8 protein-coding genes and 1 pseudogene are annotated in these 9978 nt (G+C 70.5%); 7 read left to right on the top strand and 2 right to left on the bottom strand.

Annotated features, from left to right (window positions below; genetic code table 11):
* From AC08OO_RS05545 to AC08OO_RS05530, 4 genes and pseudogenes are all read left to right on the top strand, one after another.
* On the top strand, positions 1 to 1360 hold a 1360-nt coding region (locus AC08OO_RS05545; protein WP_476618291.1), incomplete at its 5' end, for a type II secretion system F family protein.
* A 93-nt stretch (positions 1361 to 1453) separates the two neighbouring features.
* Positions 1454 to 1696 carry a DUF4244 domain-containing protein gene (locus tag AC08OO_RS05540; RefSeq protein WP_023840725.1) on the top strand — a complete coding sequence of 81 codons (243 nt, stop codon included), beginning with the start codon at positions 1454 to 1456 and terminating at the stop codon, positions 1694 to 1696.
* 11 nt (positions 1697 to 1707) lie between these two features.
* Complete coding sequence (locus AC08OO_RS05535; protein WP_476609093.1) at positions 1708 to 2169, top strand: TadE family type IV pilus minor pilin; 462 nt, start codon at positions 1708 to 1710, stop codon at positions 2167 to 2169.
* A pseudogene (locus AC08OO_RS05530) lies at positions 2145 to 2552 on the top strand (Rv3654c family TadE-like protein); the annotation flags it as partial. The gene AC08OO_RS05535 and the pseudogene AC08OO_RS05530, both read left to right, overlap by 25 nt.
* 32 nt (positions 2553 to 2584) lie before the next feature.
* Here AC08OO_RS05530 and AC08OO_RS05525 read toward each other — a convergent pair.
* Both AC08OO_RS05525 and AC08OO_RS05520 read right to left on the bottom strand, forming a co-directional pair.
* Positions 2585 to 3208 carry a hypothetical protein gene (locus AC08OO_RS05525; protein ID WP_476618295.1) on the bottom strand — a complete coding sequence of 208 codons (624 nt, stop codon included), beginning with the start codon at positions 3206 to 3208 and terminating at the stop codon, positions 2585 to 2587.
* A 94-nt stretch (positions 3209 to 3302) separates the two neighbouring features.
* Positions 3303 to 5717: a DEAD/DEAH box helicase gene (locus AC08OO_RS05520; protein ID WP_476609095.1), complete on the bottom strand. Its 2415-nt coding sequence runs from the start codon at positions 5715 to 5717 to the stop codon at positions 3303 to 3305.
* Positions 5718 to 6036: 319 nt separating this feature from the next.
* Between AC08OO_RS05520 and AC08OO_RS05515 the strand changes: the two genes are divergently transcribed.
* The 3 genes from AC08OO_RS05515 to AC08OO_RS05505 all read left to right on the top strand — a co-directional run bounded on the left by AC08OO_RS05515 (position 6037) and on the right by AC08OO_RS05505 (position 9804).
* A complete protein-coding gene (locus AC08OO_RS05515) occupies positions 6037 to 6378 on the top strand; it encodes an STAS domain-containing protein (RefSeq protein ID WP_011438656.1) in 342 nt (113 codons plus the stop codon).
* Between the two features lie 38 nt (positions 6379 to 6416).
* On the top strand, positions 6417 to 6947 hold the full coding sequence (locus AC08OO_RS05510) for an ATP-binding protein (RefSeq protein WP_476606459.1): 531 nt from the start codon (positions 6417 to 6419) through the stop codon (positions 6945 to 6947).
* A 517-nt stretch (positions 6948 to 7464) separates the two neighbouring features.
* Positions 7465 to 9804, top strand: a complete 2340-nt coding sequence (locus AC08OO_RS05505) for a sodium-translocating pyrophosphatase (RefSeq protein ID WP_476618290.1) — start codon at positions 7465 to 7467, stop codon at positions 9802 to 9804.
* Positions 9805 to 9978: the final 174 nt, after the last annotated feature.

Below are 9978 nucleotides of genomic sequence, written 5' to 3'. Positions count from 1 at the left end.
TGCGGAGGCGAGCATGACCGTACTCGAGCGCGTGGGGACCGTCCCGGCAACCATCGCAGTCACCTGGCCGAGGACCGGAACCATGATCGGTTCAGGAATCGGCCTGGTCCTCGGTGTCGTCCTGCTCACGCTGGCCGCCGGACCGGTGGCTGCGGGCGTCATGGCCGTGCTGCTCTGCTGTCTCGCCCGGGCGCGACGGCGGTCACGGGAGCGGCGCAGGCAGGTGGCGGTCCGCCAGGCCGCGGAAGACCTCCTCGCCGCGTTCGCGGCCGAGCTCGACGCCGGCGCACCCCAGCTCGAGGCCCTACGCCGGGCGGCGGGCGGCATCGACGAACTCGTTGCGGCACCGGCGGGACGATCGGCGTGGCTGCCCATCGACCAACTCGGTGCCGCGCTCGACCGGACGGAGGAGCCCGGTGCGTTGTTGTGCCGCAGTGAGGCGTCATCACTGCGGCAGCTCGGAGTCGCCTACCAGGTCTGCGCGGCCGTCGGCGCAAGGCTGGCGCCCGTCGCGACGATGCTCGCGGCGGTCGCCCGCGCCGACGCGGTGCGGGCGGGCGAGCTGACCTCGGCACTGGCCGGGCCCCGGTCATCCGGACGGCTGGTGGCCTCGCTTCCGCTGGCCGGAATCGTCCTGGGATCGCTCGCGGGAGCAGCGCCGATTGCGGTGCTGCTGGGCACGCCGGCGGGGATCGGATGCCTGCTCGTGGGCGGGCTCGCCGACCTGGTCGGAGTCCGCTGGCTTCGCCGCCTGGCGGACGGCGTGGAGCGACGGGGAGAGCCGGTGGCCGTGGATGCAACGGGCGTCGCGCCCCCGACCTCCGCCGCGGCGGGGCACAACCGGCTCCTCGCCGACTTTCCCCTGGCCCTGGACCTGATCGCGGCGTGTCTACGCAGCGGGGAAACCATTATGTCGGCGGCGCGGGCCGTCGGCGCCGCCACCGGTGGCGTGTTGGGCGCGGAACTGTGCTCCGTGGGCGATGCACTCGCGGCGGGCGCCACGGTGGGCGCCGCATGCGAGCGACTGGTGGCCGCGAGTCATGCTCCCCGGCTCACCGACCGGTTGCCCGGATGGGCTCGCCGCGGCCGCGTGACGCCGCCGTCCCGGCGGGCCAGGATGGTGCGGGCAGCGATCACGGCGCTCGATCGCGCGGAGACGTCCGGGGCGAAGCTCGCCGCCACTCTCACCCGACTGGCCGATCGTGCCAGGGACGAAGCCCACGCGGAGAGCATCGCCGCGGCTCGTCGGGCAGGTGTCCTGGCGGTCGCGCCCCTGGGCCTGTGCTTCCTTCCCGCCTTTCTCCTGCTCGGAGTGGTCCCCATGGTCCTCGGATCCGTCCCCGCGCTGTTGCCGGCCTGAAGTCCCGATCATCCAGCTGCCACCGCGGCGCCAAGCGCCCAGGTCCGACCCATCGCTCGATCCCGATCCTCCCCCGTCCCGGAGGTAGTTCTCATGTTCCTGGCAGCCCGCTCCTCGTGCCGACGCCTGTCGCGATGGCCGGTGTCCCGGCGGCTTCTCAGCGTGTGGCGCCCGGCCGTCCAGGCCCGCGACCACGGCATGTCCACCGCCGAGTACGCGGTCGGCACGCTTGCGGCCGTGGCGTTCGCCGGCGTCCTCTACGCGGTGGTATCGAGCTCCGCGACCCGGTCGCTGGTCTCCTCGGTGGTGCAGCGCGCGCTGACCGTGGCGTTCTGAGCGCGGCCGTGATGCCTGTGCGCTCCTCCCAGCGGCCGCCGCAGCCGGTGACCCGCCGACGTGGGAGATCCGTCCGCGGGTCGGACCGCGGCCAGGCCACCGCCGAGCTCGCGATCGGCCTGCCCTCACTGTTCGTCGTCTTCTTCCTGGCTGCCTGGATGCTCGGTGCCGTCGCAGCCCAGACCCGATGCGCCGACGCGGCACGCATCGGCGCCCGCCTGGCCGCCAGGGGGGAGCCGGATTCGGCCGTGCACACCATGGTGATCCAGGCGGCACCCGTCGGCTCCACCGTGACGCTGCACCGCGGCGCGGGTCGGCTCGAGGTACAGGTGTCGGTGCACGTCGGTGGCATCGGCGTCAGCCGGCTGGTTCCCGGCATCGAGGTGGCGGCGCGGGCCGTCACCCCCGTCGAGGCGACCGTCGATCTTCCGTCCGATGCCCCCACCGGATGCCCGGCCCGGATGGTGTCGTGAGCGGGGCGCGCCGGCTGAGGACGCTGCCGACCGTCACGCCGGGGGTAGCGCCGTCCGTCGCGGCCCCCGATGCGGGGTCCGCGACGGTATGGCTGCTGGCCGTCCTGTTCGCGCTGCTCTCGCTGGTGAGCGTCGCGTTCACCGTGACGGTGATCAGCGCGGTCCGGCAGCGGGCCGCTGGAGCGGCGGATCTCGCCGCCCTCGCGGCCGCAGCGATGCCGCCCGCCGACCAGCGGACGGTGTGCGCGCGGGCCGACGAGGTCAGCGCAGCCAACGGGGCGCGGCTGGCAGCCTGCCGGGTCGACGGCAACGCCGTCGAGGTGACGGTCCTCGCGCGCCTACCGACGGTACTCGGCCCGCTCCCGGAGCTGTCCGCCCACGCCCGTGCCGGGCCGTGGGGAGGAGCGGAGGGTGTCTACTTCCCGGTCGGCGTGGACGACCCGGTTCCGGAACGGACGCCCTCGCGAGGTTGGGCGGCGCCGCTCGCCGCATCACCGCCACTGTCACGGCGCCGCAGATCAGCGACGCGGGCGACGATCCGGTCGCCTCGGTGGGGATGGGTGATGATCTGGCCCGAGGACGCCGCGGTGGGAGCGGCTGCGGGCATCGGAGCAGCCGCGGGCATCGGAGCGGTTACGGAGGCCGGAGCGGCCGCCGGGCGCGCCTCGGGCGGGGCCGTCCGGGTTCGCGCCCCGCCGGTGGCGGCTTCGACGGACCGGGGGCCGCCGGTGGCGGGCGCGGGCGGCGCGGGCGGCGCGGAACGCACCAGCGCCTCCATCTCCCGGGCGCGCTGGCGTTCCATCCGGTGGCGGCGGCGATCCCGCGCGAAGCCCTGCAGGAAGAGCTGCACACCGGCCGCTACCAGCACTCCCGTGGCCAGGCCGAGGACGAACAGGCCCCAGGTGTCGAACGAGAGCATCTGTCCCATGATCAGGACTGCGGTGTGACCGCTGTTCTCCAACACGAGATCCGCGGTGAGAACTCCAGCCACCAGCAACAGCACGACACCGACGGTTACCACCGAGACCTCCAGAACCATGGACGTTGGTATAAACGACGGAGAAAAGTCGATCTGGTCGACATACCCGGGTCCGGTCGCGGGGGAACCACGCCGCGGCGAAGTGGTCACGGGGCTAGCCGATCATGGCGGTCACCGCGGCGAGGAGCCGCCAGGCAGCCGCCTTGTCGAGCGGCTCATTGCCATTTCCGCATTTGGGCGACTGGACGCACGACGGGCACCCCGCCGGGCACTCACACGCTTCGATCGCGTCCCGGGTCGCAGCCAGCCAGGCACCGATTCGGAGGAATCCCCGTTCAGCGAAACCCGCCCCGCCGGCGTGTCCGTCGTAGACGAAGACGCTGGTGCGTTCGGTGTCCGGATGGAGCGCCGTCGAGACACCGCCGATATCCCAACGGTCACAGGTCGCGAACAGCGGGAGCAGACCGATCGCCGCGTGTTCGGCGGCGTGGACGGCGCCGGGGACATCCGCAGGCTCGATCGCGGCTCGGGCAAGCAGGTCGTCGGACAGCGTGTACCAGACGGCCCGGGTCCGCAGCTGACGCGGCGGCAGATCGAGAGGCTCCTGCCCGAGTACCTCGCCCGTCGCGATCAGCCGCCGCTGGTATCCGACGACCTGGCTGGTGACCTCGACCACGCCGAGGTGCACCTCCACGTCGGGCAGCACCCGGGATCGCGACGACTCCACCACCCTGATGTCGGTGTGGTCACGCGCGGTGGTCGTCCATTCCGGCGTCGACTCGCATACGAACGCGACGGATTCCTCGAGGTCGAGGTCCTCGACCACGAAGCTCGATCCCTGGTGGAGATAGACCGCGCCAGCGTGCACCGTCGTGTGCGAGGTCGCGGCGTCCACGGTGCCCAGGAGCCGACCGGTCCGCGCTTCGACGATGCGAACCGGTGGTCCTCCCGCCCCTCGGATGTCCACATCCGGCCGGGCCCGTTGCGTCCAGAACCAGCCTGTGGGCCGGCGGCGCAGCCGTCCTCGGCGGACCAGGTCGTCGACGGCGAACGCAGCGGTCGGTCCGAACAACGCCAGATCCGCCTCGGTCAGCGCCAGCTCGGCCGCGGCGCACTCCAGGTGCGGAGCGAGCACGTAGGGATTGTCGGGGTCGAAGACGCTGGCCTCCACCGGCCGTCCGAAGATGGCTTCGGGATGATGCACCAGGTAGGTGTCAAGCGGATCGTCCCGGGCGACCAGCACGGCCAGCGATCGCCGGCCATCCCGCCCGGCGCGTCCGGCCTGCTGCCAGAGCGAGGCGAGCGTGCCGGGAAAACCGGCGGTGACGGTGGCGTCCAGCCCGCTGATGTCCACCCCGAGCTCGAGTGCCGACGTCGCGGCCACCCCGAGCAGGGCGCCCGAGCGGAGATCCTCCTCCAGGGCCCGTCGCTCCTCCGGCAGGTAGCCTGCCCGATACGCCGCCACCCGGTCGGCGAGGTCCGCGGTGATCCGACCGAGTTCGCGGCGGGCGGTCACCGCCACCACCTCGGCGGCCCGTCGCGAGCGGACAAAGACCAGGGTGCGCACACCGTCCGCGACGAGGTCCGTCAGCAGGTCCGCGGACTCGGCTGTCACCGACCGGCGGACGGGGGCGCCGTTCTCGCCCGGGCCGGGCGCGGAGGTCGGGCCCCCCCGGTCCGGCGAGCTCTGCCCGGTCGTGAGCAGCGGAGGTTCGTAGAGCATGAAGTCCAGTGGCCCCCGCGGAGATCCGTCGACGTCGACCACCTCGACCTCCACACCGGTGAGCCGTGCGGCCGAGACCCCGGGATCGGCGACGGTCGCGGACGCGAGCAGGAACACCGGATCGGTCCCGTAGCGCGCGCAGATCCGCCGCAGCCGGCGGATCACCGCGGCCACGTGTGCGCCGAACACCCCTCGGTAGCCGTGGCACTCGTCGACGACGACGTAACGCAGGCCGCGCAGGAACTGGGTCCACCGCCGGTGGAAGGGCAGGATGCCACGGTGGAGCATGTCGGGGTTGGTCAGGACCAGGCCGGCGTGCGCCCGGACCCAGTCCCGTTCGGCCGGCGGCGTGTCCCCGTCGAACACGGCGGCCCGGATACCGGTGAGCCGCAGCGACCGCACTGCTCTAAGCTGGTCGTAGGCCAGCGCCTTCGTGGGCGCCAGGTAGAGTGCCCGGGCACCGGGCTCGGCGAGCAGCCGGGACAGCACCGGCATCAGATAGCCAAGCGACTTGCCCGAGGCCGTGCCGGTCGCCAGCACCACGCTGCGCCCGGCGTATGCGGCCTCGGCGGCAGCTGCCTGGTGACTCCAGGGGCTCGCGATCCCGGCGGCCGTCCACCGTCCCCGCAGGACCGGATCGATCCAGTCCGGCCATGGCGCCGGGCAGCCGTCCCGAGCCGGGACGCGCTCGATGTGCGTCATGCACCGCGCTCGTCGCACGTCGCGGCGCAGCCCGGCAAGGGCCGTGTCCGCGCCGTCGACATCCACCGGCGAGCCCACGACGATCGAGGATATGCGTCTCGACGCGGTCACGGCGCCCCTCAGCCGGACGAACCCCCGGAACATCGCCCTCTCGGGCCCCCGGGCCGAAGATCATCTCGGCGTGGCTACGGGCAGCGAGGCCGATGACAAGACGGCAGACGGACCACGGAGTGTCCCCGCCGGACCAGCTGCGCCGAAACCGCCGATGCAGTCGGTCGACCCCCACACGAGCGCCAAGATCGGGGATACATTTCATTAGACGTCATCAGCCGGCGATGCCGCAACACCGGGCCCGCGATCTGTGTCGCGGCACACCGGATTGATCCTCCTCGTGGGAGGGTAATGGCGCCGTGATGTCGGTCGCCCGAAGCACGGGACGGCCGGAGGCACACAAGGAGGATCCGTGGACCTGTCCCTCACGACACGCCAGGAAGGCAACCACACGGTCGTGGTGGTGGGCGGCGAGATCGACGTCTACACCGCGCCGAAGCTTCGCGAGCAGCTCATCGATCTCGTGTCCGGGGGGTCATACCACCTCGTCGTCGACATGGAAGGCGTCGAGTTCCTCGATTCGACGGGCCTCGGGGTCCTCGTCGGCGGGCTCAAGCGGGTGCGTGCGCACGAGGGTTCGCTGCGCCTGGTCTGCACTCAGGAGCGCATCCTGAAGATTTTCCGGATCACCGGCCTGACCAAGGTCTTCCCCATCCACTCCTCCATCGAGGAAGCCCTTGCCGCGAGCGACTGAGCCGAACATCACTCTTTCGCGAAAGGCAGGCCCGCCGTATGCCCACCGTTGAGCTGCGGTTCGCTGCACTGAACGGGCACGTTCGTACCGCCAGGATGATTGCGACGGCGGTCAGCCGGCGCGCAGGAGTTCCGGTCAGCGCGGCCGACGAGATCAAACTTGCGGTGACGGAGGCATGCACCCGAGCGGTGCGCGTCAACCGCAGGCATGCGCCGCAGGCCCCGGTGCATGTCGCGCTCACCGATGGCGCCGATTCCTTCACCATCACGGTGGCCGACTGCGGCCGGACCGGAGACGAGGTCGCCCCCGGTCCGGACGGTGGCCTCGTCACCGCGACCACCCTGCTCGAACTCGGATCCGAGTCGACTCAGCCGCCGGGTTGGGCGGAACCGGCGGACGACGATCTCTCGGCGGACAACTCTGGTTTCCCACCGGGGCTCGGACTCGCCCTCATCGAGGGACTCGTCGACGAGATCGAGATCAGGCGCGGCCCCGACGGCGTGGGTACGGTTGTCGCGATGACCTGGCACACCGGCGCCACATCGGACCCCTGCGAATCCGCGGTGTAGGACCTCTCCGGTCTCCCTGCCTGGGCCCGGCGACTGTTCCAGCCTCCGACCGTGCCGCCATGCGCCCCGCGCCAGGTTCCGAAGGCGGGGCACATGGAACCTGACATGGAGGTGGAGCCACGGCGCCAGTCTGCCATGTCAGTAACAGCACGAGTGATCTTTTTATGCCGAATATTCCTGAATCGATCCGTTTCCGGATTATCGCCGGGGCGGTGAGAGGTACCCGAGAGCACGCGACCCGGGCCGCCGCTGCTGAAAAACGAGCGCACGTCACAGACGTGTGGATAGACTCCGCCGCATCTCATGGACGGCTGATCCAACCATCCGTGATTCCCTTGGTGCTCCCCGTGAGACCGGTCAGATGCTTAGAAATGGGAAGAACCGACCGATCTCGCCCAAAGCGCCGCCGGATGCGGCGCGTGGCCGTGACCGTCTCGATGCCGTGGCGACCGCCGTGAGGGCGCCCGAGAGCACCGGCACCCTCACGGAGGGCGCACAGAGCAGACCGGGAGGAGCCATGTCCTCGATCCAAGCCCTACAGGCCGAGGGCTCTGGAATTGACCTTAGCGGCAGAGCCCTCGGCCTGGTCGCCGGTGTGGCGATAGTCGCAGCCCTCGCATTGCTTGTTGCCGGTTATCTGGTTCGTGAGGTATTGGCGGCGAGTCCAGGTACCCCGAGGATGGTGGAGGTCGGCCGGGCGGTCCAGGAGGGCGCCGCCGCCTATCTCAGACGGCAGTTCACCACGCTCGCGGGATTCGTCGTCGTCATCCCCTTCGTACTGCTGCTCCTGCCAGCCGAGAACACTGGAGCGAAGATCGGTCGGTCGATCTTCTTCGTGGTCGGTGCGATCTTCTCCGCGTTGGTCGGATTCGTCGGGATGTCGCTGGCGACCCGGGCCAACACCCGCACTGCCGCCGCCGCCATGACCCGAGGGGAACGAGCCGCCGTCCGTATCGCCTTCCGTACCGGGGGGGTGGTGGGGATGTTCACCGTCGGTCTCGGACTCCTGGGGGCGGCGGCCGTGGTCCTCGTCTTCCGGGACACCGCCCCCCAGGTCCTGGAGGGATTCGGATTCGGCGCCGCTCTGCTCGCGATGTTCATGCGAGTAGGCGGAGGGATCTTCACCAAGGCCGCCGATGTCGGGGCGGACCTGGTCGGCAAGGTGGAACAGGGGATTCCTGAGGATGATCCCCGCAACGCCGCGACGATCGCCGACAACGTCGGCGACAACGTCGGCGACTGCGCCGGCATGGCCGCCGACCTGTTCGAATCCTATGCGGTGACGCTCGTCGCGGCGCTGATTCTCGGGGTCGAGGCGTTCGGCGAACGCGGCCTGGTGTTCCCCCTGCTCATCCCGGCGGTCGGGGTTGTGACCGCGGTCATCGGAATCTTCGCGGTGTCGCCGCGGGCCGGTGACCGCACCGGAATGTCCGCCATCAACCGGGGTTTCTTCATCTCCGCGGTGGTGTCCGCGATCGGCGTCGTCGCCGTCTCACTGCTCTACCTCCCGACGAGCTTCGCCGATTTCCCCGGGATGCAGGGAAGCACCCAGTCCGGTAATCCACGAGTGATCGCGATCGGCGCGGTCCTGATCGGGATCGTGCTCGCCGCCGCCATTCAGCTGCTAACCGGGTATTTCACCGAGACCGGCCGCCGGCCGGTGCGGGACATCGCAAAGGCGTCGCTCACCGGACCAGCCACCAACATCCTCGCCGGAATCGGGGTGGGTCTGGAGTCGGCGGTCTATTCTTCGCTGCTTATCGGTGCCGCGATCTTTGGCGCCTACCTGCTCGGCTCCGGCAGCGTCACGATCGCGCTGTTCGCGGTGGCGCTGGCGGGGACCGGTCTGCTGACGACGGTGGGTGTCATCGTCTCGATGGACACCTTCGGGCCGGTGAGCGATAACGCACAGGGCATCGCCGAGATGTCCGGCGACATGGACAAGGCGGGTGCGGCCATCCTCACCTCGCTCGACGCCGTCGGCAACACCACCAAGGCGATCACGAAGGGCATCGCGATCGCCACCGCGGTGCTCGCCGCCTCGGCGCTGTTCGGCTCGTTCACCGACACCGTCACGACGGCTCTCCGCGACGCCGGAGCGCTGCCCGAGGCGGGTCGGGGCATCGTTGGCGGCCTGAACATCGCCTACCCCGACGCGCTGGTCGGGCTCACCATGGGTGCGTCCGTGGTCTTCCTGTTCTCCGGGCTCGCGATCAATGCGGTGGGCCGCGCGGCCGGGCGGGTCGTCCTGGAGGTACGCAACCAGTTCCGGTCCAGGCCTGGAATCATGAGCGGCGACGAGAAGCCGGATTACAGTGCGGTCGTCGACATCTGCACCCGCGATTCGCTCCGTGAACTGATTACACCGGGAACGCTGGCGGTTCTCGCCCCAATCGCGGTCGGTTTCGGCCTAGGATACCCGCCACTCGGCGCGTTCCTCGGCGGCGCCATCGCCGGCGGCGTGCTGATGGCCGTGTTCCTCGCGAACTCCGGCGGGGCCTGGGATAACGCGAAGAAGATGGTCGAGGACGGCCACCACGGCGGAAAAGGCTCGGAGATCCACGCGGCCACGGTGATCGGCGATACCGTGGGAGATCCATTCAAGGACACCGCCGGCCCTTCGATCAACCCGCTGCTCAAGGTGATGAATCTGGTCAGCCTGCTGATCGCTCCGACGGTCGTAAAGTACTCGGTGGGCGCGGACGAGAACACGGGGCTGCGCATCGGTGTCGCCCTCGCCGCCCTCGCCGCCATCGCAGCCGTGATCATCATCTCCAAGCGACGGAGCTCAATGATCAACGATGTGCCCGATATGACACAACCGACACCGGCTCCCAGCGAGAAGATCAACGCCTGACCCACATCGCTCCGCCACCGCCGACCCCCGCGGCTCGCACGAGGCCACGCGGGTCGGCGGCGCTGTTTCACACCGATGGAACCTCGGAATCGGGATCGGGTACCGCCCGTGGGCCGGGTGATGCGCCAGCGGACCATCCGTGCCACCCACATCGGATCGGGAAGCAGTGGGTGA

It is taken from the genome of Frankia sp. CeCAU1, assembly GCF_977971845.1.
Note: the sequence above shows the minus strand (reverse complement) of the source record. Positions and strands in the feature narration are given on the sequence as shown.

Excerpts from the sequence above, each read along its gene's own strand:
- AC08OO_RS05535 (WP_476609093.1), top strand. The coding sequence starts at position 1,708 with ATGCCTGTGCGCTCCTCCCAGCGGCCGCCGCAGCCGGTGACCCGCCGA.
- AC08OO_RS05520 (WP_476609095.1), bottom strand. The coding sequence starts at position 5,717 with ATGTTCCGGGGGTTCGTCCGGCTGAGGGGCGCCGTGACCGCGTCGAGA.
- AC08OO_RS05525 (WP_476618295.1), bottom strand. The coding sequence starts at position 3,208 with ATGGTTCTGGAGGTCTCGGTGGTAACCGTCGGTGTCGTGCTGTTGCTG.
- AC08OO_RS05540 (WP_023840725.1), top strand. The coding sequence starts at position 1,454 with ATGTTCCTGGCAGCCCGCTCCTCGTGCCGACGCCTGTCGCGATGGCCG.
- AC08OO_RS05510 (WP_476606459.1), top strand. The coding sequence starts at position 6,417 with ATGCCCACCGTTGAGCTGCGGTTCGCTGCACTGAACGGGCACGTTCGT.
- AC08OO_RS05505 (WP_476618290.1), top strand. The coding sequence starts at position 7,465 with ATGTCCTCGATCCAAGCCCTACAGGCCGAGGGCTCTGGAATTGACCTT.